Here is a 24,173-nt window from a genome sequence, read left to right as displayed (position 1 = left end):
TGCTTAACAACAAGCATTATTTGGCAAAATATTCAGAAAGGTGGGTAATTCGGAATGCACTCTTTTCGACAAGTCCTTTAAGCTCTGCAACTTTATCACCGACATCACACAAACTTTGTTCAATAAGTGCAGGAAAAGCGTCATTGATAAAGTTATGTGGTAATACTCCGTGGAAACTTGCACGTGACTTTTTAATGTTATGCTCTGCATCAACTATTTTTGCCATGGCACCATCAACACCGTCTTGCCATGTTTGTTGCTGAGTTTCAGTGATACCTTTATTACCTGCAATGCCAACTAATACCGAGCGATTAGCAATATCTTTAATGGTTAGGCGGTTTTGCGCGTCAATTTCAAATTGTAATCGACACAAATGCGTGTTCTTATTTACAAAACCATAAATATCACATTTACCCGTCCTAATTTTCTTATCAAACTCATCGCCGTCTACGTATACCCATCGGCTATCACCCGGCTCTTGTTCCGAGACTGATGGATTTTGCTGTAGCATCACCAATTTGATCATACGAGGGTTGTTGTTAACGTTAAATCTTGCTGCTGTCGCAAAGTTATATTTAAACCATTCTTTACGCATAGTGCTTTCTTTTGTGAAAGACACAACCAATTTATCAACGACATCATCGTTAATCGTATTAATGATAGTTTCCGCTTCATTAGCGTCTAAACTTGATTGAGTCTGATTAAAGGCATGTTCTGACGCGAATGTATTAATGATATTACAGATAACATTACGCGATTCTGGGCTATGCCATAAGCAGTCTTGCAGCAGTAATAAATCAAGTGGGTTGATTTCACTACGACCATTAAAAAACGCGCTGGCTTTTAATAGGCGTACAGACTTTTTCCAGCGTCGGTCAGATATATACAGCTCACTGTCACTATCAATCACATCGGTTTGATTAACATGATCTTCAACCATTGATTTAAGCTTAAAGATTTGTTCAAAGGTCTCTTCACTTAATTGGATCTCATCAATATGCTGCTGCCAGTTAACATACTCTTCATCTTTAATAGTGAGACTAGGATCAATTTCTTGTAGTGTTGGCCCTTCACCCATCAATAGAGCTTTAAAGTTCTTTTTCTCTTGAATACGATTAACGAATACACGAACGAGCATTCGGTCATATAAAGCATCAAGGCCACTATCTTCATCAGGTAATTCGTTAGATGCTGTGATCAACAAGCGCATAGGTACAGGCTGAACATCTTGACCATTTTTGAAAGTACGTTCATTAACCACTGTTAATAACGTATTTAGAATAGCAGGGCCAGCTTTCCAAATTTCATCAAGAAAAACCACTTGCGCTGTCGGTAAGTAACCGTCAATTAAACGGACGTATTTACCGTTATCTTTTAACTCTTGAATAGATAAAGGTCCAAACACCTCTTCAGGCGTTGAAAAACGTGTCATCAAGTAATCAAAAAATTTGCTATCGTCAAAGGCTTGAATTAATCGTTTTGCAATTAAACTTTTTGCGATCCCTGGAGGTCCTAAAAGAAAAACACTCTCTCCCGCTAATGCCGCAAGCAAACACAGCTTAATCACTTCCTCACGTTCATAGACGCCATTAGAAAGCCCTTTAATCAATTTTTGAATCCGTTCAGATAAAATAGCTTTATTCGGTGATGTTGCTGTTGTTGCCATTTTAAGCATATAACCAACCTTGTGTATTTCCCACTAACACTGTACGACGCATAGTTAAATCATTAAGAGTAAATTCCTTACACTTAATGTTATATCTGTTAATCGACTTTAGCATTTTACTAAGTTGATTCAAAATTTTATCTTATATTTGCAATGATATTAACCATATACTCTCATAGTATTAACGTTTCGCAGTGACTATTTCTAGTGACTATTCACTCGCTAAAACATAAGTTTTCGCTATGAGATTCACACTCCTGTCACACAATCGTAATAACATACGCTCGAAATAACTAAGCTCATGGAGTAAAAAATGCTTAAAACATTAATTCGCTTATTAGCATTAGGCGTATGTATATCATTCAGTGTACAAGCAAAAGAAACAGTGACCGTTGTTGGATCTACATCGGTAAGCCATATTATGGATGTACTTGCAGATACCTACTCGTCAACGCATAAAGACACCACAATTGAAGTTCAAGGTATCGGTTCAACCGCAGGTATTAATGCTGTTAAGCAAGGTGCCGCTGAGATAGGCATGAGTTCTCGTGTAATTTCTAGTGCTGAATTAGATGGTAACTATAAAGCCATCACTATTGCCCATGACGGTATTGCGCTTGTAGTAAATAAAGCGAATCCTGTAACAAATCTTACGCGCGAACAACTTATTGGTATTTACCAAGGTAAAATCACTAACTGGAAATCAATTAACGGTAAAGATTTAGATATGGCAGTCGTGAGCCGTGAAAATGCATCAGGCTCTCGCTTTTCATTTGAACACTTTATGGGGCTAACCAAACAAGTTTCAGGTTTTACTGTTTCTAATATCAGCCCACGCGTGCTGGTGGTAAGTACCAATGGCATGGTGAAAAGTTTAGTTTCACGTAATGAGCATGCAATAGGCTATGTATCTCTTGGCTCTGTTGATGATTCAGTTAAAGCCCTATCGTACGATAATGTTTTACCGACCGCTGCCAATATTGAATCTGGCGAATATAAAATTGCTCGTCCGTTTTTGTTGATGTTTAAACAAAAAGGCTTAGCAAATGATGCGCAACAATTTATTAAATTTGTCCTTTCTAACCAAGCGCAAAGTATTATCAAAGATAAAGGCTATGTGGCTATTGATAAAAAAGCCTGATCGTTACAAGTTAAATACCTCATATTAATAACCGATACAAATAAAGGCGGCAGTGTTAACTATTTTGCTGTTACACTGCTTGCCTTTATATTTCTTTTATAACTGTCTTTATTTAACAACGGGGTAACACTCAGTTGCACCCCATTCTGTCCAAGAGCCGTCATAAACAGTAAGTACTTTACGATCAATCAAATTTGCAGCTAAAGCTAGAATGCATGCTGTAACACCTGAGCCACAGCTAAAAATTAAACGCTGTTCTGGTGCAGATAACGCATCAAACTTTGCTTTTATTTCTGATAGTGCAATAAAGTGACCATTATCGAGTAAGTCACCAAACGGTAGATTTTTTGCGTTTGGCATATGACCACTTCGAATACCCTTACGCGGCTCTTTCACCGAGCCCAAGAAACGCGCGCGTGGTCTTGCATCAATCACAGCAACATTATTATCAGTGAGTAACTCATTAAGGTGTTCAGCATCTATCACCCATTCTGATTGTAGTTGGGCGTTAAAAACCACTGGGACAATACTTTCTAACTCACCTGACTCAAGTTCAAGCCCAGCTTCTATCCATGCAGGTAATCCACCATCTAAAACAGAAACATTATTGTGTCCCATCGTTTTAAACATCCACCAGCCGCGTGGGGCAGAAAACATACCTAAGCTATCGTAAATCACAACATGAGTATCATTACTAATACCTAGTTTACTTACCTCGAGTGAGAACTGCTCAGCCGACGGTAACATATGTGGTAAATCGGTATCTGGAGCTGCTAGCTTGTTATTGAAATCAAAAAAGCGTGCACGTGGAATACGTTGTTCAATCAGCTCTTGCTCTGGAGAGCGATCAACACCAGGCATAAAAGACGTAGCATCTAATACTACAAGATTGTCCTGTGCATTATTCGCTAATGCTTGATGTAACCATTGCACTGAAACTAAGTCTTGATGTTGTACTGATGTAGTCATGACGGATCCTTTGTTTAAGCTATTAACCCCAGTGATTTTACTACTTAATCAACAGTTTGTACTAATACTGATAGCCCATCACTTTGCCAATCATTGTTTTCAGCCATGTGAAGTACATCATTGCTGCTATATAAAATGCCATCATAAACAACCACAATACTGGTATCGCCTGAATGCAAGAAATGTGTTTCTCCGTATGGCGTATAACGAGTTGCACCAATACTAATAATGGCTTGCTTTGGATGATCGGCTTGATTTAACAGCGCATTAATATTTTCAGTTGGTCCTACATCCTGCTGGTGATTCATTCGTTCAATTACCCAATCAAGCAGCTTTTGGTGAAAGTAGCTATATCCAACTACTGGGCTATCTTCACCATAACAATGAAGTTGACCATTAGATCGATGAAAACTTGCGATACGGAAACGATCTAATATCCCACCGATTTGGAAATGGTCGATATCAATCAAGGTTTCTGAAATCCCTTTACTGTTTGCTCCCCAATTCTTTTTCTCACTAATTTTATTCGCATCAGGCTTTCTAATAGAACAATCGTTATACGCTGCAAACTGACGTGGAATAAAACCAACAACATTAATTTCACCATTACTTCTTTGTTGATATTCAATATCACAAATAAGCGCAACTTCAGGCTCAATCTGTAAATTATCAGCATTGTTTGGTGGCGTAATACGCGTAGATGAAAGTGGGTATACGTTCAGGAATGAATTTGTATTAGAAGGTACATAAAATGGAAAAATGCCTTTGGGTTGAACTTCTTCTTTTACTTCGACATTAAAAAAATCACTCGCTTCACCCGCTTGTTCTAAATGTCCTGCAAAGTTACCTGCAACACCAAAACCAATACATGATTTAAACATAACTCAATCTAGATAATGAAAACATAATGCTTATTCTAAATTCCTCCACACAACTTTTCTGGAGTTCAGTTATCAATATTGTGTATCTAAATTAATACAAACTCATTTTTTTGCGATTAATGACACATTATTGGTAATTTTTTGAATCGTTATAGCTACGCTTTAATAAACAACAGTTCAAGGCGGAGCTGCACATGACATTGCATTTATGGGTAAAGAAAATAACGTACTTAGTCGGTATTTTCATTGTTTTTAGTTACCAATCCCTTGTGTTAGCGCATACAACAGTTAATACACAAGCAATAGCAAAAGCCATTAATGGTACCGATGCTACCCTTTATGATTCACAATTGATCCCTTGGCAAGCAGCACTAAAACAAAAAGGGTTTGATAGTGTCAGTTGTGGCGCTGTTGTGATAAGTGAGTATTGGTTATTAACAGCAGCACACTGCGACTCATCAAACATTGGTGATATTGCCATTGTGGGTACTAGTCTGATTGAAGATGGTAATTTTACTAATCTTGATAGTAAGCATTTTTTTAAAATCGTACAGAAAATCAGCCACCCTTATTATAATGAAGACAACTTTATCAATGATATAGCGCTTTTTCGCGTAAATCGTTCAATGTATGATGTAGCCCAGGCAATTAAACTTGCTACTCCTAATGAACAAATTATGGCTGATATTACATTCAGTAATTCTTGGGTGACAAACATGGATTCTCCTGTCACTGCTATTGCTTCTGGTTGGGGAGACACTCTTAGAAAAGGCTATCCAACGGCATTACAAGTCATTAGTTTAGCGGGGGTTCCTGATAGCCAATGCGTTGGGCTCAATATCGGTAATGAATATATTGTCTGCGCAGATTCAAACATTAATGGCTTAATTAAAGATGTATGTAGCGGTGATTCTGGCGGCCCGCTTATCTGGCAAAACCATCAAGCAATATCTGATAGTGATAAAGGCATTCGATTAATCGGTTTAACCAGTAACGGGGCAAAATGTGCAAGTCGAAATGACAACCCAGAAAACCAATATAATCAGCTCACAGGGCAATATACTCAGGTTTCTACCCATCGAGATTGGATAGAACAACAAATACAATATTATGATAATTCAACATTCACACTTAATGATTCCTCATTACAACCAACGCTGAATATCGATCCTTTTGCCGTAATAAAAGATGCTTCAAGTAATAGAGAAAATACCAAAATTGTTGTAACTGCTGCAGCAGAACAAACAGAAAGTGGCGGCACAATAACCTTTTATAGCCTCCTGCTTACTCTTCTCATACTTTACTATCGTCGAAACCAACTAAGTTAAAAACAGAAAAATGATTACAATGTTAAACTTGCTCTTAATAATCTTTTCATGGTACTAAATTAGTAACCTTTATGAAGTAATTGATTTCTTAGTAAACATTAGCTTGTTGCACAGATCAAAATAAAAATGAGCGATTTAACGGATATACAAAATGGATTTTTTCCCTGTTTTTCTAAAGTTAACCCATAAAAAAGTACTAGTCGTGGGTGGTGGTGAAGTCGCCTGCCGCAAAGTAGATCTATTACTTAAAGCGCAAGCTAATATTACGCTTGTCTCGCCAGAGCTTCACCCTCATCTTGTATCACTACTCGATGAAGGTAAATTTGAATATCTAAAAGCGCGTTATGAAAAGTCACTTCTTACACAATTTGACCAAGTTTGGGCGACAACCGATTCTCGTGAACTCAACCACCAAGTTTATCATGATGCGAATGCATTAAAGATATGGACGAATGTTGTTGATGACCCTGCATACTGTGATTTTATAACGCCATCCATGATTGATCGTTCACCAATGCAAGTTGCCATTTCAAGTGGCGGGGCGTCACCTGTGCTAGTCCGTTATTTACGAGAACGTTTCGAAACACAATTACCACAAAACTTAAGCTTATTGGCTGATTACTCAGGTAAGCAGCGTACTCGAATAAAACAACATTATAAAACCGTTGATGAACGTCGAAAGTTTTGGGAGACATTCTTCCGTCTACCTGCGGTTGAAACAGCAACAACAGAGCAAGAGTTAGAACAGGCTTTTAGTGGATTATTAACATCATACCAAGATACAGGCGCTAACTTGTATTTAATTGAAACAGGTAACGACCCTGAGTTATTAACACTGAAAGCATTACGTTTGATGCAACAATCAGAGTTTGTTCTCTACCCTGATGGGAAGAATGATATTTTTGTCGACCTTTGCCGTCGAGATGCTGATCGTGAAAGTTACGAACACGAGAACGTCATCACTCGTGCGAAACAATTGCTAGATGAGGGCATGCGAGTTTGTATATTAGCGTCTAAAGATCAACACCGACCAGCATTAAAAAAGCTGTGTGTCGATCGTAATGGTATTTTTGTGCCTAGCCATAGCTAATACATCGTAGATAGAACAAATATAAATTTATCATTATATATAACAATGCCGCTGATTTATCGCATGTTTAAGCATAAATCTAGCGGCATTTTTAATAACGATAAGAACAATTTTTAAAATTATTTACTTAGTCCTGCGTGATGGGTAACTCTGTTTCAGCGTGAGCCGTTTTTTTTTCTGCAAGTTTTGCGTGTAACCATAAACCAGAGCTCTTCATTAAATAGCCAAATACCACGCCTACAACCAATGATGGTATAACCAATTGCCAATTACCATTTGCAGCAAACGTTGCGCATGAACCTATAAAGGTGCCAGGTATAAAAGATAACCATGATTTCTTTGCTTGTGCACACATCATAAAAGCAACTAGAGCTGTGACAACGTAACCAATAATTTCAAGGTTAACTAAAGATGATAACTTAATGATCACCATCGCCCAAAAAACACCGCTTAAGTTTGTTGCAATGCTTAACCCAACGCCTTTAATACCATCTCGTTGAAGAGCAAAATATGTCGTGCATCCAAGAAATCCCCCCCAGCTTAATAGGCCCAGAGATACTGCTACCCAACCCCAAATCCCAGATAAAATTCCTGTTGTTAATGCGATTGCTATAAGTACCGACATGACTCACTCTTTTAAGATGACAGAATTGTATTTAGTGTAACCTAAGATCTTCACCAATTAAGCAATAAAGATCACACATAGCAGAAAGCATTACATTTCATTTCACAAAATAACCAACAATGATCACTAAAGTGCGTTTAATTTAATACTGATATTAGAAATGATTAAACCATGTTCATCCTCTAGAAAAATTCCATTATCATCATGCCTAAATTCGCATTAAAAATTGCGGATAAAACTGACTATGGTAATTTATCGCCTAATATAATGTTACTCGGAGTGCCGTCATGGGACCTTTAATGCTTGATGTATCAAGTTATGAACTTGATGCAGAAGAACGCGAAATTATTCAACACCCTACAGTAGGCGGTATCATCTTTTTCGCCCGAAATTATGACAACCGTGAACAACTTCGAGCGTTAGTTAAAGACATTCGAAAAACAGCTAAACGCCCTTTACTGATTGGTGTCGATCAAGAAGGTGGACGTGTTCAACGTTTCCGCGAAGAATTTACCCAACTACCACCTGCTCGCGCTTTTGCAGCTTCTGAAAATGGAGAAGTGCTTGCTAAGCAAGGCGGCTGGCTAATGGCTGCTGAACTACTAGCGATGGATATTGATATCAGTTTTGCACCTGTACTTGATCTTGGTTATGACTGTAAAGCGATCGGTGATCGCGCTTTCTCAAATTCCCCACAAGACATTATCCGTTATGCAAGCCAGTTTATAACTGGTATGGCGCAGGCTGGTATGGCTGCAACCGGTAAACACTTCCCTGGTCATGGTGGTGTGATTGCCGACTCTCACTTAGAAACGCCTTACGATTCACGAGATAATATTAAGCAACATGATATGACCGTATTTAAGCACCTAATCGAAAATAACCTGCTGCAAGGTATCATGCCAGCACACGTTGTATTTGATGCTTATGATGAAAAACCTGCAAGTGGTTCAGAATATTGGTTAAAACAGGTATTACGTAAAGAGCTAGGTTTTAAAGGCGTGATCTTCTCTGATGATCTTAATATGAAAGGAGCTGACGTATTAGGCAGTTACAGTGAACGAGCCATTGCTTCACAAGAAGCAGGTTGTGACATGGTTATGTTATGTAATAACCGTGAGGGTGCTGTACAGGCTCTTGATGGTTTACCTCAAGTTCAAGTGCCAATTTTGGATACATTATTGAAGAAGCCTACTGCCGAATATAGAGATTTAATCAATACCCGTATGTGGAAAGAAACCCAAGATGCAGTTTCTCGCCTAACACAAGAGTGGAAAGAGAAAAACATGTAACACGCGGTTTCGGAAATCATTACGGACAAGAAAGCCGGCATAATGTCGGCTTTTCTCTAATCATAAATCGCTCTATTGGCTAAATAGCTAAAAGCTTATTCTTATTTTTAATCTCAATGTTATAAATCGAAAACTCTTCAGCATTCATAGGCATACCAAAGTAATACCCCTGCTGAAGATAAACATCACGCTCAACAAGATAATCAGACTGCTCTTTCGTCTCGACACCTTCTGCTATCATTTCCATTCCAGCCTGTTTGCCGAAGGCTATGATAGAATCAAGCAGAGAAAGTTTTATATCAGTCGTACCGATATTTTCGACGAACATCTTATCGATTTTTAAACTTCGCAAGTTCAATTCTTGAATATAACTGAACCCACCATACCCTGTGCCTGCATCATCTAACTTAATATCAATACCCTGAGCTTTAAGATATTGGATAACCTCAGAGGCAATCGTAAGATCTTCAAATTGTTTACGCTCTGTAATTTCAAAAGCTACCTGTTTAACAGGAATCTTTGAATTGCTGAATAAAGCTAATGACTCATTCATTATTTGTAAATTTTCTAATTGCTGCGGTACCAGATTAATACTAATCACTCTATCGGTTAACTGCCAGTTGATAGTGCTCAAATCTTTAATAGTCTTCTCGATTAATAGATTAGTAATAGGGATAATTTGTCCGCTTTTCTCAACATAAGGAATAAATTCCATTGGTGATATTAATCCAACCCCTTTTTTCTTCCATCTAGCAAGTACTTCACAACCATAAAGTTCTTTCGTCTTTAAATTAATAATAGGTTGGTAATAGGGTATAAACTCTCGTTTAACTATCCCTCGCTGTACTAATGCATGTAACGATAATCGTCGTCTAATTAATAAACGTCGTAATAAAATTAAAAACCCAGCAATAAATGCTCCAGCTAAAAAGAGGGGCATTCTTAATAATTGTGATTCTTTCTCTAATAATTCCAGTTTAATGTAATTAGAAAATTTCAAACCATTAGGCATTAAAACTTCATATATAGGTTTATCCGTATATGATTTATTATCACCTTGCCAACCTAAGCGATTAATTTCATTATCTGCTGATATAGATGTTAAGACGCAACCTTCACAGTATTTATTTCGTAAGATTTCTTCAACTATTGGCTCTAAGGATAGAACCAAACTTCCCTTTTCACCTTGCCAATGAACTTCAAAAATACGTTGTAGACTATTTCTTTCAGAAGATAACCATAACGACATCATATTGCTATAATTTTTAATTTTACGAGATTCAACATGTTGTTCATGATTTTTTTCGTAAAAACTCGAGCAAGTACTTTTACCTGAGGGTGTTAACGAAATCTTACGGATAAGATAATTACTATAAGCAATACGTCTTAATTGCTCCTGCTCTTTCTCACTACACGTAAAATCAAAATTACGACCAAGATTTAATATAAGCTCTTGATAATCATATATATTTTCAATGTGGGTTTGTACCAGTTCATCAGTATCCGTTTGAATTTTTGTTGATAACTGCTTAGTTGCAAAATATGGGGCGAGAGTCGTAAAGCCAAATCCGACTAAGATAACAAAAAACATTAAACCAATACCGATATGACCTGAAAATCGCATCAATAAAATATCATTAATCGTTTTGGTTAATCGCTCTTTCTTAAACATTGAATAAACCATCATTGTTATTATTGAAATCTACCATCCATGTAGACCTCTATGAAAATAATTACTTATAATAAAGTTAAAACCTAAAGCATTATTAGACAAGTAATAGAGAAGATTAAATAACAGCAGAGATCACATGTTATAAAATATTCATTTCAACTTAAGCTCGGCACTCTAATTTATAAAAATGATATAACGCAATCACATTCAATATAAATTAATTCCTTATTAGAATAATAAGATACCATTCAGCCTTAATAATAAAATAATCATGGGTATTCATATTAAACTTTAATTTATTTTTATTTCATTAAAAATGGATTTATATCACACAATAAAAATTGCAGTTTTTAGACAGAAAAAAGCGCTAATAATAGCGCTTTTTTCATTTCTTTTAGTTTAAATAAAGATTATAAGCTGTCCTTGCTATAATCAATATTCTTAGTACATTTTTTTTCTTTAAGAATAATATAAAATGCACCTACAATGAATGCTATAACTAAAGCAGTGTCCATGATTCACCTGTAATAAAAATAATTTTCAATATTGGCTAAAAATTAACTCTTATTTTATATTTAACTAAACAAAGATAATTTTTAGAACGAAGAAATGATACAAGAATCCCATATCTATTTCATCATGGTGGTTATCATTTTGTAAAATTCAAAATAAATGATTCGAAAAAGTATTATTACAAAATGTTAGTTAGGATAATCCCTACTTCATAGTGAATTATCCTAACATTAAACATCAACTCTGTTTACACTAAATTACAACCAACGCTCTTGACCTGTGAAACTAACAGATAGCCATGTTTCACCAAGATCAGCTTCCAACTTATCCCATATGATTTGACGAATATTATCTTGTTGTTTTGTCGTCCATCTTTTTTCATCTTTTACTAAGATGTTAATTTCTAAATCATACTGACGACCGATTTTAGCAAAATGATGAGTATAATCATCGAAGTCATACTTTTCAGAAAGCTCTGCAATAACTTGATCGACGTGCTCTTGAACACTGTCTTGTGGTGCTACAAGCAATACTTCTTTTAAATTTCGTCTTAATACTTTTATCGGTAATACTGATGCTGCGATAGATAATGTTGTAACTAGAATGGGATCGACATAGGCATTCCACTTAGAGTAACCCATTGCATCAAATATTATAACTAAGATAAAACCAACCAATATTGCAGCACTTAAGATCGCGTCAACTAACCATTCTTGCGAATCAACTCGAACTAATTCGGAGTCGACACTTCGTGCGATAGAGGTTTCAAAAAAGTAAATCGAAAAACAACTGACAGTTGAGAGAACAGCATAGACAATCGCATCTCCCAAAATAATGTCGTGACCACCTTGCAATATTGTTTGTATGCCGGTCACAAAGGCAAATAAACATGTTACTAAAATTAATAAACCATTTACCACGTTGATAAGAGGTTCAAAATGGGCATAACCAAATTGAAACTGTTCATCATCAGGTTTTGAAACTAAGTATGCTGTATAAAGACTAAGTCCTGTCATCCCCATACTTAAAAAAGAGAACATACCATCTAATAAAATAGCATTAGAACCAACGTACAGACCGTATCCAATACCAAGCGTAGCAACAAAAATTGTTCCTGCTAATGATACTTTCAGTGCCATTCTCTCTTTACTAATTTTACGGCTTGTAGCCATAATATCCCCCTAGTATTAATGATAAAAGATAACGTAACTACCCGTTACGACTATAAAACTTGAATTAAAAACATCTCTATATTTAATAATATAGTGTCAAATACAATATCATTAAAAGTGCTTTTAGGGGAATTTTTGATATTTGTTAAGTATTAAAAAGTCATAAAAACAGATAGCTTAAGCCATGCAGGTTTAGAGGTTTAAACACAAAAAACTACAATAATTTAGTAACTTATAAGAATATAATTTCGCCGTATACATTAGGTTAAACAGAGCTTCGAGTGTTACATATATTGCTTATTGCTCTTCACGGACAAGTTCTAAACGTTCAACATCACTATAAAAAGAAACCATTTTTACTCGGCTCAAATCAAATTCAAAACTACTCTTATCACACATATTTTGCTTATCAGCATCAAGTTTCATTCTGTTTCTTTGCTGTTTATTAAATGACGCTATGTACTGCTCTTTTATAAATTCGCAACGAGCTAACTTTTCACATGCTTCGTAACTTTGCTGGTTGAGCATTTCCCAATGTTCGTTAAATTGTGACAAAGCAATATGGAGTTGTTTGTAATTTTGATCACTAATAAAACCTTTAAGCTCTGTAATTTTTTGATATTGAGAATCTAGAAATGAGCTAAAGAAATGAGAACCACGTTGGGATTGGTGGTTACCGCAATGTTTATCAACAAACTGCACTCCTTCTTTATCTGAAGAATTAGCAACTTCAATCGTTGAGCAAGCAGTTATTAATAACGATATGAATATTATTGAGGTTAGCTTCATGACATGTCCGTTTTTAAACTACATGCCTAAATTATTACTCAAAAGTTCGAATTATGTTTTCCCTGTAAGGATTATCTTAGAGATAAGACGGTAAGACACCATATTTGATACAAAAAAAAGCAGTGAATCATTCACTGCTTACATTTTGATGATAAATAACATTACTGAGACTTAAATATCTCAGCCGTTTCTAGCTGTGTCATACGACGTATTTGACGCCAAACAAAGTAGAATATCCCCATCATCATCAACATAGATGGAATTGCTATCATCGGGTAACTTAACAATGTTAAACGTCCCAATTCTTCATTAAATGCTTCAGTTCCTGACTTACTGGTTACAATAACTGTCGCCAGAATATAGTTCATCACAGATGAAAAAAGAAACGTACTAGCAAACATGTAATTAGACTGCGTTAAACAGCGATCAAATAAATGCTCATTATTCTTTTCTTTTAGACGCTCATTGATAAGTCCTAAATTAAGCACGCTGTCATTTAACACTAATTTGCGTACAACCGGAAACTTGGTGAATGTTGAGCCAAAAACAACAATACCGATAAGCCCAGGGATTAAAGCTTCTTTAATCGCTAACCACTTGGTATCGAGTTCAAGTAAACCTATACCGCCTGTTAGAAGAACGCTGACAATACCTAACAAGGCTATAAAGTTATATTTCTTATAACGAATAAGCTCATAGCCGCCAAAAATAACAGGGAATGCCAATGCTGCTAGTAATCCGCCTACCGCACCGAGTTGATCATCGCCACTAAACTTCATCAGGATCACTGACGGTATAATAACGTTAAAAACAATTTCACTTAACGGGTTTGATTTTCTCTCAGCCATAGTCTGACAATACTTCCTTTGTTTACATTTATTTTACTTTAGTCACTTTGCATTGTTCCGTTTCTAAACAACACTGTAAAGAGCAATATGGTTACAAACCATTACTTTTTCAATAGACATAAGGAATCGCGCAATGCTTGATATCCACCATTCAATATTGGTTGTGATTGACATACAAGGCAACCTCGCGCAACTAATGCATAAAAAGGATCACTTTTTTCGTCAAGCTGAAATTATGGTAAAAGGCGCAGAACTATTTGATCTGCCAACATTATGGCTTGAGCAGTTACCCGATAAACTTGGCGCAACCATTCCTCAAATAGCACACCCTCTTACTCTGCAAGGATTAACTCCCATTGCGAAAGAAAGCTTTAGTGCCGTTCAAAATATTAGTTTTCTAGAGCAACTACAACTAAAACAACGTAAGTCGATCATTATCATTGGTATTGAAGCACATATTTGTGTTTATCAAACCGTTATTGATCTTATCGCTGAAGGCTACCAAGTAACTGTAGTAAGTGATGCAATAAGTTCACGGACAGAGGAAAACAAACAGATTGCAATTAATAAAATGCAACGTGCAGGTGCACAAGTCAGTACAACAGAAATGGTATTGTTCGAATTACAGCGGGTCGCCAATGGTGATAGATTCAAAGCCTTACTAAATTTAATTAAGTGAACGTTGTTAAAGTAAGGAGCGCTAACTTCTTTGGCTGAAGGTATAATAGAAAGGCATAGCATTATTTAAGAACTCTATGCCTTTAATCTGTCGATAATAGTAGTGCTGTTGTTGAAATAGTTACTACATTGATAGAGCCGTAAGGAAGCTGGCAACAGCCATAATAACGCTACTGATAACGAGCATCACTGTAACGGGTTTACTCTTTGTAATAATCGGCATTAACCATAAACTTAATGCTAAAACCATCAAACCAATACTTGAAATTCGAACGACAAAGCCAGTTAAGCCACCGAGTTCAGCCTGTTGTACCAATAAGCTCATACCCTGCATATTCGATAGTATTGCCACAACACCAAGCACTAAACCACACACAGGTAAAAAGGTATTAAGTTTTGTTAATTTATGCTCAGACTTTACTAACATACAATGTGCTACTAGGCTTCCACCTACAATAACATTGGCAATAAATTGTATGGCTAGCGAGTAACTAATACCATGATTAACCACCCCTTCAATAAAGTACAGACCACTCCAAACCACAACCAAGAATAAAAACGACTTTCGCCATTTGTCACTGCCAATTAAGTGCTTTTCACATAACCAATAAGCCATAGTCGAGATCAAAATAGTTAAGCAGAAAAATGTTTCAAGACCAAAACTTGATTGACTATGGATTTGCGATAGCATTAATCTGCCTTCTCGCAATAACATTGCAGTAATTAACAATAACCAGATCAGGGGAAAGTTTTTAAGTACCCTATCAGATTGTCCAAAACATAATTTCCCCGATAGCATAATCACACCAATAATAATAAATGCGCCGATGGAAAATTGTGATAACACCTGAGACAGTAAAAATGGCCAGTCAGTCCACTGCATGACAACTCCTATACAGTATGGATAGCAACTAACGCTTTAATAAGCGTTTTAACGGTACTAATATTGTGAAGGCGCTATTTTGCCCAAATGCCTACATAAGTGCAAAAAGAAAAGGGATAACTTCTTGGTTATCCCTTTTTGTTTGTAAGCAAAAAGCGTGATTTATTAATCAAGTGGGCGTGTTTTTAGCATAAATAACGTCAGCATGGTGGCAATAAATGCAATAACTGCCATGGCTAAATAAGTTAAACTAAAACCATGTTGTAAGATCTGTGGATCAACGATATCTGTAATATCCGTAGAAGTTACTTGGCTATGAAAGATAGCTGAACAAACGGCAACACCAATAGCACCGCCAAGTTCCCGCCCAAAGCTAAACATTGACATCCCAATACCGCGATCTTGAGCGGGTAAAATATGCTGAACAACAACACTTAGCGCAGGCAAGGTAAATCCAAGCCCTAAGCCCGCAAATGCCAATGATATATGTACATAAAAAGATAAATACAATTGCACGAGTGCGCATGTTGTTAAAATAAAGCCAATAACAACGACACGCTTATAGAACCCCGTTTTAGCAATATACTTACCAGCAAAATAAGCGCCAGTGGTAATACTAAACATGAAAACTACCATGATCATGCCACTTTTCGATGCAGTCATCCCTTGTTGCCACTGCATTTGTAATGGTAAATATACCAACATAGCAAACATTAATAACTGTGAGCACAAGATCAAAAATACACTTGTTATATAGCCTGATAATTGAAATAACTTACGCGGTAAAATGGGATCAGATACGGCTCGTTCAACCACGATGAGCATACCGATTACGAAAAGAAATAATCCTACGAGTAAGCTTTTCGATAAATTAGCCTCTGGCGAGATAATCAATAACAATAACGTTGTCGCTACCATTAAGAGTAGCGCGCCCCCCCAATCAAAACGACTCTTACGGCAAACACTTAAATGATTTAAATTTTTATTGATCAGCCATACTGCCAATATTCCAAGTGGTATATTTATCCAAAAAACCCAACGCCATGTTAAATGCTCAGTAAAAAAACCGCCGAGCAGTGGCCCTGCAATACTTGAAACAGCATAAACAGCAGAGATATAACCTTGGTACTTACCCACTTCTTTAGCTGGTATAGAATCGGCAATCACAGTAAAAGCTAATGCAATTAAACCACCACCTCCAATTCCCTGTAATACACGTGATGCAATTAAGGTATTAATATCTTGAGATAAACCACATGCGATAGCACCAATGACAAACAAAGTAATGCTAATATTTAGCATACGAACTCGTCCAAATATATCGCTCAATTTCCCATATAAAGGAAGTACCGCAGTAGAAGCTAAAAGATAGGCTGTAACAACCCATGTCAATAACTCTCCCGCATGTAATTCTTGCCCTATCATGGGTAAAGGTGTTGTAACTATGCTTTTTTCTAATGATCCTAGCGCAATAACTAACGCTACACTGCCAAAAATTGTCTTAGGGGATGTCATATAATTCTCCTTCCCCTACAAGATACCGCATACTGACATACCTTAAAATAAAGTGATGATATATAAATCAATTACTATACAATTACGACACAAATAAGAATAATCAACTTATTGTCTAATAAAAAAATCATTTTTTATAATGCTTTCAATGAATAATTAAAGGCCAATCATGGTTACTTTTGTTGTTTATTTAATGAAAGGATTTGACGAATCATCAACTAAACAGGTATCTTAATTCACATAGAAAAATAAGATTATTTTAATGCTTTCAATCGATGTGTCGTTGCCTTTTAAGTTCAATTGACGAGGCATTGTATAAAGATGATGTATTTACTGTGACACTTGTTGTTAGCAGTACCAATTTACAAGTGAGATACCCATGATCGCAATTATCAACGTTAATGTATTTGATGGACAAACGACTCTAAACAATCAAGCAATTTTTGTTAAAGATGATGTTATTCAACGTATCATTCCAATGGCTGATGTAAACCAATCAGAACTTCCTGATACAGTGGTTGATGGTAAAGGCTACTTAGCATCTGCTGGCTTTATTGATCTTCAGATTAATGGCTGTGGTGGCGTACTACTTAATACGGCAATCAGTACTGAAACACTTGAGATTATGAACGATACCAACTTAAAAAGTGGTACTACCCAGTTCTTACCGACATTTATTACAAGTGACGCTGCTTCATTAGTTGAAGTGCTTGAAATGGTTGAATCCACAGAGCAACCAGAACAACAAGGTGTTTTAGGTCTTCACATTGAAGGTCCTTTTATCAGCGTAGAGAAAAAAGGTGCACACCGCGAAGAATTCATTCGTGAGCTTGACGAAGAAACAGCGCAATACCTAGCTGATAACGCAGATAAAATCTGTGTCTTAACCGTTGCTCCTGAAAATACATCGCAAAAAGTGATCGATATTGTTCGTGAATCAGGCATTACTGTTTCTCTTGGCCACACTAACGCCACTTACGATCAAGTTAATGAGAAATCGGGCCTAGACATGGCAACTCACCTATATAACGCAATGACACCTCTTGGCTCTCGAGAACCTGGCGTTGTTGGTTACATTTTCGATAAAAAGCCACATGCAGGTATTATCGTTGATGGCATTCACGCTTCATACCCTTCTGTCCGTATTGCACATGAGATCATGGGTGAACAACTATTCATGGTAACAGATGCTGTTGCACCTGCAGGTACAGACATGACTGAGTTCGATATGGCTGGTCTTAAAGCTTACGTTAAAGATGGTAAGTGTTTCTACGCTGATGGCACAATTGCTGGTGCTGCAGTTACGATGATTCAAGGCTTAAACAACTTGATTAATCACGTTGGCCTATCTCGTGAAGAAGCATTACGTATGGCTACACTATACCCAGCTAAAGCGATTAAGATCGAAAACGAGTACGGTATGTTAAAAGCAGGCTACAAAGCCAACATCACGTTGCTTTCTGACGACAACCAAGTTAAACACGTATTCCAAATGGGTAAACACGTTTTCTAACTTAGCCTTGTAAAATAGTTAAATTAGTATCTGATTAAAATCCAACTGTAATCATACAGTTGGATTTTTTGTTACTTCTATCTAACGGTAATCTGTAGCTATTGGTTGAATACGTATCTGTAAGCTGCTTGAAAATAAAAAGGCCAAGTCATTCTCTGACTTGGCCTTTTTATTGAGCAATTATCGCACTATCTAAACTTTATAATTAATTAGGAGAGAGTTGAGATAAGTGTCTTGACGATTTATTGTTATTTTCAACTATTTCTACCTGCTGAGTATTGAGAACAACACGCTTCGCAGCAATAGACATTTGAAACTCTCTTAGTTTGAAATAGCCATATGTAACGACAATAGAGAAGAATAAGTAAGATAACGAGAACACAAACGGTGAGTTAATAACTTCAGCTTTTAATCCCCACATAACGCCTGCAATCGTAATGGCTAATTTAGCCATCATTCCCACTAACAACAATAATAATGCTAATTGCGGGTAGCGCGTTGAACGAAATGCTAACCAATATGCTGTTCCCACAGAAACGGCTGCAATACCAAAGCCGGCAGCAAATGAATGAAAATGGTCACCAGATAAAACACCACCGATAGATGACAGTAAAAAAATCAATGCTAGTTTCATATTTGCCTATCCAATTGTGAAGCGAAAAATCATAAATATTGCTACTGGGTATATTTTCTCATTTTAAACGCAACATGTATATATGAATTGAAAGATTTCATTTTTGAAAGACCTATATATTAATTGTTAAATAACAAACAATAAGCACTTAACGCTTTGAAAATAAAGGGGACTATACTAATACAGTTATCAATTGTTAATTTATTGATAAATAAGTAAAATTCTTATTTCAACTCTATATTTAGAGGATCTTACAGGAAATGAGTTGATAGTTAGATGAAAACACTATTGCAATAGGTCTAACATCACAGAATATGAGCTTAATCATCCAAAGTTTTAAAAATAGAGCTTAGTTTTTATCAATATAAATAAATGGTTAATTTTAACCCTTTTTGTTGCTGTTTTTGTTGTAACTTTAATCTACATCGCGTTCAAGCAACGAGCAGTATGATCATCATAAGCAAATTAATACTGTCACACCCTCAACTAACAATCATAAAATTAAGAGTTAGCTCACTGTTTAACATTAAACTTCATTCCTTACTCTTTATTTCATTCAATAAATCTTTTTATCTGTCGATAGACTTTAATTAGTCAGTAAGCCAATCACTCTAACTAAGGACGGTTAAACATGGCAACAATTCTTGACAGTGTTAATCAGCGAACCCAATTAGTTGGAGAAAACAGGCTCGAGCTACTTATCTTTAGGCTGAAAAGCCAACAACTATTTGCTATCAACGTATTCAAAGTCCGTGAAGTTGTTAAAGTGCCTCACCTTAATTCCCTCCCTGGATCTCATATAAATGTTAAAGGGGTGGCATCTATTCGTGGCGTATCAATCCCTGTTATCGATCTTCGAACCTCAATAGGTATGAAAGAAACCGGTATTAATGAACTTAGTAACCTAATAGTGACTGAATATAATGGTTCGGTGCAGGCTTTTTTAGTCGGACAAGTAATGAATATCGTCAACATGACATGGAAAGATATTCAGCCACCACCCGATCAAGTAGGCAAGAATAATTACCTTACAGCTATTTGTGAAATACATCGTGATAACCAAAAACAACTTGTCGGTATTATAGATGTTGAAAAGGTACTCGCGAATATTATTGATTACAATATTAAAATTTCTGACGAATTATTGAACAGAGATATAAGTCAACACCTACAAGGGCATAAAATTCTCATTGTTGATGACTCCCCTACTGCACGTAATCAAATTAAGTCAACACTCGCTCAAATTGGCATCGAAGTATTTGAAGCAAACAATGGCCAGCAAGCCTATAACTTACTAGATCAATGGTGCAATGAAGGTAAAACCGTAACCGATGAAATATTGATGATGTTTACTGATGCAGAAATGCCTGAGATGGATGGCTATCGACTTACTCATAAAATTCGTCACGATCCTCGCATGTCAAACTTATACATTACACTCAATACCTCATTGAGTGGAAGTTTCAATGAAGCAATGACAGTGAAAGTAGGATGCAATAAATTTATCTCAAAGTTCCAACCCGATTTGATTGTTGAAGTTGTACATAACCGAATGATGGAAAAACTAGCAGAGCAAAACCCGTAATTGTTTAGACTCTCTATCAACCTTTTTAACACATTGTTTTGTGTTATTACTTTTTAATAGAGAGCTAAGCATAATTTGTAACAGCTATTAAAAATACACTTAATGCAATAACTATTGCAGCTATAACTAATAACACTTCGAATATGTGCTCTGGCATATCATTCCTATATTACGATACTATATGAATAAATATCTTTAATTAGATAATTTGATGATTATCTACTCTTAATTTCTAGATACAGTATAGAGTTCAAAACTAAATCGAAGCTGAACATAAGAGCTGTCTTTTCATGTCATCGTAGAATCATGTTTTTAAAGTGATTTATAGAGGAATGTGACCGGAAGCGTGAATTTTAATAGTAATGATTACAACTACCATTCTTTTATTATCTTACGATCTCATTTTCATTAAGATAAATTTGCTCTTCATATAAAATAGCGTAATGATTAATTATATATACAATGAATGGAAACAAAGAACCATCATATGAAAAAAATATTCACTATGTCTTTATTATTTTTTTCATATTTTTCTGCCTCGACTGCAAAAGCAGACGAAGATATACCTCGAGTAATAAAATTATCTCTTGAAAAAATCACACAACATAATGTTGATCTGCCTCTTAACCAATTTAGATCACTTGAAATCTTAGCTGAAAAAAATGTCAGCAGCCATCAAGTGCCTCGTCCTTATACAATGCCAGACACAGCCGTCCATGGTGAATTATTCGGTTCAGATATTAATGCTAATGGTATTAGAGATGACTATGAGCGTATGCTTTTAAAAAGCTACCAACGTTCAGAGTATGTAGCAATGGGAATTTTAGCTGCAGAACGCTGGGATAAACTCCTACGGTTATTACACTCACAAGAGCAAATCAAAACTAGCTTTCAAGCTTTGGAGTTATTTAACGATAATATCGCAATAAACCAATGCTATTATTCTTTACAAAAAGTAGATAAAAGTCTTATTTCACCTGTACTTAGTTATTTTAATAATGATCAACTATTAGATGCAAAATATCAAGCAGAACTCTTATTGCTTGATATTATTGGTAATAATCAAGCAAATTTCACCTTCCATCAGAAACCATGTGAACGCTTTGCTGATTTCGCTAAGAGTGTAAAGAAAGGCAAACTTGCTGCTTTATAACAACTAATCAAAAATTTCACGTCACTATATTTATTACTATCAATCATGCTTTTGTTACAAATATCCCAAGATATTAAAAGCAAGATTTATGGTAGTATCTTTCTCATTACTTATATAATGCACCAAATGTTTTTGGCTATCATAGAGATACATAATCTAATGACTAAACTTTTCACCTTTCTAAAAGGCATGGCTATGGGGGCTGCAGATGTTGTCCCTGGGGTTTCTGGTGGCACTATCGCCTTTATCACTGGTATTTACGACACGTTACTTGAGAGCATCCGTCGTATTAACCCATCGCTTATTGGCATCATTCGGAAAGAAGGGCTTAAAGGAGCATTTGAACATATCAACGGTACTTTTTTGATCTGTTTATTTGCCGGTATTTTAACCAGTATTTTTACCTTCGCTAAACTAATTACTTGGATGCTAGAAACCCATCCAATTCCATTATGGTCATTTTTCTTTGGTTTGATTATTATCTCTGTGATTCATATGTTCAAACAAGTGGAAAAATGGTCGATTAATAGATTTATTGCCATTGTTATCGGCGCTGTATTTGCTTATGGGATTACCGTCCTTCACCCTGTCGCAATGGAGCCAACACCTATCAACGTCCTCATTGCAGGTGCTATTGCAATTTGTGCCATGATTTTACCAGGAATATCTGGAAGCTTCATATTACTCCTACTAGGCATGTATGCACCGATCCTTGCGGCTGCTAAATCTATTGATGTTGTTACGCTTGGTCTTTTCGCAATAGGTTGTGTTGTAGGGCTATTATCTTTTTCACACTTCTTATCATGGGTTCTTCGTAACTACCGTGATATTGCACTAACGTTCTTAACTGGTTTAATGATCGGCACATTAAGCAAGATCTGGCCTTGGAAAGAAGTGGTGAGCTGGCGTGTAAATTCACATGGTGAACAAGTACCATTACTTGAACATAACTTATCACCATTAAATTTCGAGCAAGTTACTGGGCAACCCGCACTGATCGGATACGCTATTGGTGCAATGGTTCTAGGTATTCTGGTTGTTTGGGGATTAGAAAAGTTTGCAGCAACTGAGCAAAAATAATTTATCCGTAAAGCTCATTGAAGAAGGCAGCCATTTGGTTGCCTTTTTTATTAATAGCATATCTAGAACAGGCATAAACTTACCTCACAAAAGTATTAAACATACCTACACTTATAAGATAGCTAAAAGCATAATCACAGTTGTACGATTAACTTGTTTAAGGATAAACAAATGAAATACCAATGGGTTATTCTAGCCATCGCATTAATCGCAGGACTAACAACAAGCTATATACTTGATAGCCGCGACCCATCACTCGCTATAGAGCCTCATTACCCTCTTAATATTCTAGAATCAGGCAACCAGGCCGTTGACCTCTATAATCCCGAAGATCCAAGAATACGTTTAGTTTATTTTGGCTTCACTCAATGCCCTGATGTATGTCCAACATCATTAGCAGTTATGTCTGCAGCCTTGAAACAAATTCCTGCAGAGCAACTCAAAAAAATCTGGCCAATATTTATTACTTTAGATCCAGAGCGAGATACTGCAGTAAAAACGGCTAACTATGCAAAACACTTCCACTCATCTATTTCGGGTATGACAGGAACACAAGAACAAACAAAAGAACTCGCTGAGAAATACGGTGTACTTTACATACGGACAGATTTAAATGATTCAGCCCTTGAATACGTGATCGATCACAACTCTTACTTTTACATCTTATTACCTAACGGTGAGCTTATCGAAAAAGTGCCACACCTGCACAACCCTGCGCCACTGATTTCAATAATTCCAGACATCATTAAAAGTGTGCCCAATGCATAATAATGATAAACTTCTCAGTAAAATATGCAACAAAGCACTTATCAGGTGATATTTAAATACTAATATACGAAATCGATAATCAAAAAAACATGTGAAGCTACTCTCATTTTTTATTTGCATTTTCGTTCATTTATTCGTCTGTTGTATTCCATTTTTTGTTAATAAAATTTTTTTACATAAACCTGACCTATTAGTTTATTTGAAGTCATAAATATAGCGCCAGCCCTTATTACAAGCGGGATTACGCATAGTTAGTCACTAAAACGGTATGAAAATTTAATGTCATAATTGTTTATTTTTTAACCAAAAACTCGATATTAACGTGATTTTTTTGAACTGTGCGAAAAAAATTAATGAGCAATTTTAAGAAGTTATGCC

Annotated in this window: 21 protein-coding genes; 10 read left to right on the top strand and 11 right to left on the bottom strand. The window is 36.1% G+C overall.

What is annotated here, in order from left to right; all coding sequences use genetic code 11:
* Positions 1-16: 16 nt before the first annotated feature.
* Complete coding sequence (locus CTN01_RS20690) at positions 17-1,675, bottom strand: ATPase RavA domain-containing protein (RefSeq protein WP_045147243.1); 1,659 nt, start codon at positions 1,673-1,675, stop codon at positions 17-19.
* A gap of 304 nt (positions 1,676-1,979) precedes the next feature.
* On the opposite strand from CTN01_RS20690, the gene CTN01_RS20685 reads away from it, so the two are divergent.
* A complete protein-coding gene (locus tag CTN01_RS20685) occupies positions 1,980-2,807 on the top strand; it encodes a phosphate ABC transporter substrate-binding protein (protein ID WP_045147245.1) in 828 nt (275 codons plus the stop codon).
* Positions 2,808-2,915: 108 nt separating this feature from the next.
* Here CTN01_RS20685 and CTN01_RS20680 read toward each other — a convergent pair whose 3' ends face one another.
* A complete protein-coding gene (locus CTN01_RS20680) occupies positions 2,916-3,776 on the bottom strand; it encodes a sulfurtransferase (protein WP_045147247.1) in 861 nt (286 codons plus the stop codon).
* Between the two features lie 44 nt (positions 3,777-3,820).
* Positions 3,821-4,657: a DUF5718 family protein gene (locus tag CTN01_RS20675; protein WP_045147248.1), complete on the bottom strand. Its 837-nt coding sequence runs from the start codon at positions 4,655-4,657 to the stop codon at positions 3,821-3,823.
* Positions 4,658-4,851: 194 nt separating this feature from the next.
* Here CTN01_RS20675 and CTN01_RS20670 point away from each other — a divergent pair, with 194 nt between their 5' ends.
* Positions 4,852-5,985 carry a S1 family peptidase gene (locus tag CTN01_RS20670; RefSeq protein ID WP_045147250.1) on the top strand — a complete coding sequence of 378 codons (1,134 nt, stop codon included), beginning with the start codon at positions 4,852-4,854 and terminating at the stop codon, positions 5,983-5,985.
* A gap of 151 nt (positions 5,986-6,136) precedes the next feature.
* Positions 6,137-7,075, top strand: coding sequence for a siroheme synthase (locus CTN01_RS20665; protein ID WP_045147251.1), 939 nt, complete (start codon positions 6,137-6,139; stop codon positions 7,073-7,075).
* Between the two features lie 127 nt (positions 7,076-7,202).
* Here CTN01_RS20665 and CTN01_RS20660 read toward each other — a convergent pair whose 3' ends face one another.
* Positions 7,203-7,700 carry a DUF1097 domain-containing protein gene (locus CTN01_RS20660; RefSeq protein WP_005365077.1) on the bottom strand — a complete coding sequence of 166 codons (498 nt, stop codon included), beginning with the start codon at positions 7,698-7,700 and terminating at the stop codon, positions 7,203-7,205.
* Between the two features lie 287 nt (positions 7,701-7,987).
* Between CTN01_RS20660 and nagZ the strand changes: the two genes are divergently transcribed.
* Positions 7,988-8,992 (top strand): beta-N-acetylhexosaminidase, encoded by a 1,005-nt coding sequence (nagZ, locus tag CTN01_RS20655; protein ID WP_045147253.1) that lies wholly within the window; start codon positions 7,988-7,990, stop codon positions 8,990-8,992.
* A 79-nt stretch (positions 8,993-9,071) separates the two neighbouring features.
* Here the strand turns inward: nagZ and CTN01_RS20650 are convergent, their stop codons facing one another.
* From CTN01_RS20650 to CTN01_RS20635, 4 genes are all read right to left on the bottom strand, one after another.
* Complete coding sequence (locus CTN01_RS20650; RefSeq protein WP_045147255.1) at positions 9,072-10,664, bottom strand: EAL domain-containing protein; 1,593 nt, start codon at positions 10,662-10,664, stop codon at positions 9,072-9,074.
* A gap of 770 nt (positions 10,665-11,434) precedes the next feature.
* Complete coding sequence (locus CTN01_RS20645; RefSeq protein WP_045082150.1) at positions 11,435-12,349, bottom strand: cation diffusion facilitator family transporter; 915 nt, start codon at positions 12,347-12,349, stop codon at positions 11,435-11,437.
* Between the two features lie 297 nt (positions 12,350-12,646).
* Positions 12,647-13,138, bottom strand: coding sequence for a hypothetical protein (locus CTN01_RS20640; protein ID WP_005365067.1), 492 nt, complete (start codon positions 13,136-13,138; stop codon positions 12,647-12,649).
* A gap of 161 nt (positions 13,139-13,299) precedes the next feature.
* Positions 13,300-13,986, bottom strand: coding sequence for a VC0807 family protein (locus tag CTN01_RS20635; protein WP_045082152.1), 687 nt, complete (start codon positions 13,984-13,986; stop codon positions 13,300-13,302).
* A 133-nt stretch (positions 13,987-14,119) separates the two neighbouring features.
* Here CTN01_RS20635 and CTN01_RS20630 point away from each other — a divergent pair, with 133 nt between their 5' ends.
* Complete coding sequence (locus CTN01_RS20630; protein WP_045147257.1) at positions 14,120-14,665, top strand: isochorismatase family protein; 546 nt, start codon at positions 14,120-14,122, stop codon at positions 14,663-14,665.
* A 123-nt stretch (positions 14,666-14,788) separates the two neighbouring features.
* Here the strand turns inward: CTN01_RS20630 and CTN01_RS20625 are convergent, their stop codons facing one another.
* Both CTN01_RS20625 and CTN01_RS20620 read right to left on the bottom strand, forming a co-directional pair.
* On the bottom strand, positions 14,789-15,547 hold the full coding sequence (locus CTN01_RS20625) for a hypothetical protein (RefSeq protein ID WP_045147258.1): 759 nt from the start codon (positions 15,545-15,547) through the stop codon (positions 14,789-14,791).
* 165 nt (positions 15,548-15,712) lie between these two features.
* Complete coding sequence (locus CTN01_RS20620) at positions 15,713-17,062, bottom strand: MDR family MFS transporter (protein WP_045147261.1); 1,350 nt, start codon at positions 17,060-17,062, stop codon at positions 15,713-15,715.
* Between the two features lie 379 nt (positions 17,063-17,441).
* Here CTN01_RS20620 and nagA point away from each other — a divergent pair, with 379 nt between their 5' ends.
* A complete protein-coding gene (gene nagA, locus CTN01_RS20615; RefSeq protein WP_045147262.1) occupies positions 17,442-18,575 on the top strand; it encodes an N-acetylglucosamine-6-phosphate deacetylase in 1,134 nt (377 codons plus the stop codon).
* A 205-nt stretch (positions 18,576-18,780) separates the two neighbouring features.
* On the opposite strand, the gene CTN01_RS20610 is transcribed toward nagA, so the two are convergent.
* Positions 18,781-19,209 carry a hypothetical protein gene (locus CTN01_RS20610; RefSeq protein WP_045147264.1) on the bottom strand — a complete coding sequence of 143 codons (429 nt, stop codon included), beginning with the start codon at positions 19,207-19,209 and terminating at the stop codon, positions 18,781-18,783.
* Between the two features lie 631 nt (positions 19,210-19,840).
* Between CTN01_RS20610 and CTN01_RS20605 the strand changes: the two genes are divergently transcribed.
* From CTN01_RS20605 to CTN01_RS20590, 4 genes are all read left to right on the top strand, one after another.
* Positions 19,841-20,794 carry a chemotaxis protein CheV gene (locus tag CTN01_RS20605; protein ID WP_045147266.1) on the top strand — a complete coding sequence of 318 codons (954 nt, stop codon included), beginning with the start codon at positions 19,841-19,843 and terminating at the stop codon, positions 20,792-20,794.
* Positions 20,795-21,281: 487 nt separating this feature from the next.
* Positions 21,282-21,947, top strand: coding sequence for a hypothetical protein (locus CTN01_RS20600; RefSeq protein WP_045147269.1), 666 nt, complete (start codon positions 21,282-21,284; stop codon positions 21,945-21,947).
* Positions 21,948-22,106: 159 nt separating this feature from the next.
* Entirely contained in the window at positions 22,107-23,027 is a 921-nt protein-coding gene (locus CTN01_RS20595) for a polyprenyl-phosphate transporter (RefSeq protein WP_045147271.1), read from the top strand.
* A 171-nt stretch (positions 23,028-23,198) separates the two neighbouring features.
* Positions 23,199-23,795 carry an SCO family protein gene (locus CTN01_RS20590; RefSeq protein WP_045147272.1) on the top strand — a complete coding sequence of 199 codons (597 nt, stop codon included), beginning with the start codon at positions 23,199-23,201 and terminating at the stop codon, positions 23,793-23,795.
* The last annotated feature ends 378 nt before the right edge of the window (positions 23,796-24,173 follow it).

It is taken from the genome of Photobacterium angustum (assembly GCF_003026365.1).
Classification (GTDB): domain Bacteria; phylum Pseudomonadota; class Gammaproteobacteria; order Enterobacterales; family Vibrionaceae; genus Photobacterium; species Photobacterium angustum.
This window is presented reverse-complemented; position numbering and strand designations above follow the sequence as displayed.

What these genes read in the sequence shown, in the direction of transcription:
- CTN01_RS20635 (WP_045082152.1), bottom strand. Translation starts at nt 13,986, where the DNA reads ATGGCTGAGAGAAAATCAAACCCGTTAAGTGAAATTGTTTTTAACGTT.
- CTN01_RS20595 (WP_045147271.1), top strand. Translation starts at nt 22,107, where the DNA reads ATGACTAAACTTTTCACCTTTCTAAAAGGCATGGCTATGGGGGCTGCA.
- CTN01_RS20665 (WP_045147251.1), top strand. Translation starts at nt 6,137, where the DNA reads ATGGATTTTTTCCCTGTTTTTCTAAAGTTAACCCATAAAAAAGTACTA.
- CTN01_RS20675 (WP_045147248.1), bottom strand. Translation starts at nt 4,657, where the DNA reads ATGTTTAAATCATGTATTGGTTTTGGTGTTGCAGGTAACTTTGCAGGA.
- CTN01_RS20600 (WP_045147269.1), top strand. Translation starts at nt 21,282, where the DNA reads ATGAAAAAAATATTCACTATGTCTTTATTATTTTTTTCATATTTTTCT.
- CTN01_RS20605 (WP_045147266.1), top strand. Translation starts at nt 19,841, where the DNA reads ATGGCAACAATTCTTGACAGTGTTAATCAGCGAACCCAATTAGTTGGA.
- CTN01_RS20610 (WP_045147264.1), bottom strand. Translation starts at nt 19,209, where the DNA reads ATGAAACTAGCATTGATTTTTTTACTGTCATCTATCGGTGGTGTTTTA.
- CTN01_RS20590 (WP_045147272.1), top strand. Translation starts at nt 23,199, where the DNA reads ATGAAATACCAATGGGTTATTCTAGCCATCGCATTAATCGCAGGACTA.
- CTN01_RS20660 (WP_005365077.1), bottom strand. Translation starts at nt 7,700, where the DNA reads ATGTCGGTACTTATAGCAATCGCATTAACAACAGGAATTTTATCTGGG.
- CTN01_RS20690 (WP_045147243.1), bottom strand. Translation starts at nt 1,675, where the DNA reads ATGCTTAAAATGGCAACAACAGCAACATCACCGAATAAAGCTATTTTA.
- CTN01_RS20650 (WP_045147255.1), bottom strand. Translation starts at nt 10,664, where the DNA reads ATGTTTAAGAAAGAGCGATTAACCAAAACGATTAATGATATTTTATTG.
- CTN01_RS20685 (WP_045147245.1), top strand. Translation starts at nt 1,980, where the DNA reads ATGCTTAAAACATTAATTCGCTTATTAGCATTAGGCGTATGTATATCA.
- CTN01_RS20640 (WP_005365067.1), bottom strand. Translation starts at nt 13,138, where the DNA reads ATGAAGCTAACCTCAATAATATTCATATCGTTATTAATAACTGCTTGC.
- CTN01_RS20625 (WP_045147258.1), bottom strand. Translation starts at nt 15,547, where the DNA reads ATGCAGTGGACTGACTGGCCATTTTTACTGTCTCAGGTGTTATCACAA.
- CTN01_RS20620 (WP_045147261.1), bottom strand. Translation starts at nt 17,062, where the DNA reads ATGACATCCCCTAAGACAATTTTTGGCAGTGTAGCGTTAGTTATTGCG.
- CTN01_RS20645 (WP_045082150.1), bottom strand. Translation starts at nt 12,349, where the DNA reads ATGGCTACAAGCCGTAAAATTAGTAAAGAGAGAATGGCACTGAAAGTA.
- CTN01_RS20680 (WP_045147247.1), bottom strand. Translation starts at nt 3,776, where the DNA reads ATGACTACATCAGTACAACATCAAGACTTAGTTTCAGTGCAATGGTTA.
- nagZ (WP_045147253.1), top strand. Translation starts at nt 7,988, where the DNA reads ATGGGACCTTTAATGCTTGATGTATCAAGTTATGAACTTGATGCAGAA.
- CTN01_RS20670 (WP_045147250.1), top strand. Translation starts at nt 4,852, where the DNA reads ATGACATTGCATTTATGGGTAAAGAAAATAACGTACTTAGTCGGTATT.
- CTN01_RS20630 (WP_045147257.1), top strand. Translation starts at nt 14,120, where the DNA reads ATGCTTGATATCCACCATTCAATATTGGTTGTGATTGACATACAAGGC.
- nagA (WP_045147262.1), top strand. Translation starts at nt 17,442, where the DNA reads ATGATCGCAATTATCAACGTTAATGTATTTGATGGACAAACGACTCTA.